The organism is Mycobacterium sp. E3247, from assembly GCF_001667785.1.
In the GTDB taxonomy this organism is placed as follows: domain Bacteria; phylum Actinomycetota; class Actinomycetes; order Mycobacteriales; family Mycobacteriaceae; genus Mycobacterium.
Window position 1 is genome coordinate 1 of record NZ_LZJG01000399.1, and the last position, 543, is coordinate 543.

At 65.6% G+C, this 543-nt stretch carries 1 protein-coding gene; it reads right to left on the minus strand.

What is annotated here, in order from left to right; translation table 11 throughout:
* The coding region (locus A9X04_RS21330; RefSeq protein WP_156764463.1) for a class I SAM-dependent methyltransferase at window positions 1–543 on the minus strand (543 nt) is incomplete at both ends.

Genomic DNA, 543 nt, shown 5'->3' on the forward strand with positions numbered 1-543 from the left:
CCGGGTCAGCTCGAAGCCGGCCGTGACCGCGTACTCGCCGACGGTCTGCGGTGTCGGCAGCCACCCGCCGGGGAAGATCTCGGTCAAGATGAACTGCGAGAAGTGCACGATCTCGTGGGTCAGCTTCATGCCCCGCGCCCGGGCGTCTTTGAAGGACGGGCGAACGATGGTGTGCAGCAACATCACCCCGTCGGACGGCAGCGCCTGGTAGGCCATCTTGAAGAAGCGCCCGTAGCGCTGGCGGCCGAAGTGCTCGAAGGCGCCGATCGAGACGATGCGGTCGACGGGCTCGTGGAACTTCTCCCACCCCTCCAACAGCACCCGCCGGGTGCGGGGCGTGTCCATCTGGTCGAACGTCTTCTGCACATGCTCGGCCTGGTTCTCCGACAATGTCAGGCCCACGACGTTCACGTCGTACTTCTCAATGGCCCGCCGCATGGTGGCGCCCCAGCCGCAGCCGATGTCGAGCAGCGTCATCCCCGGCTCGAGCTTCAACTTGCCCAGCGCCAAGTCGAACTTGGCGATTTGGGCCTCTTCGAGGCT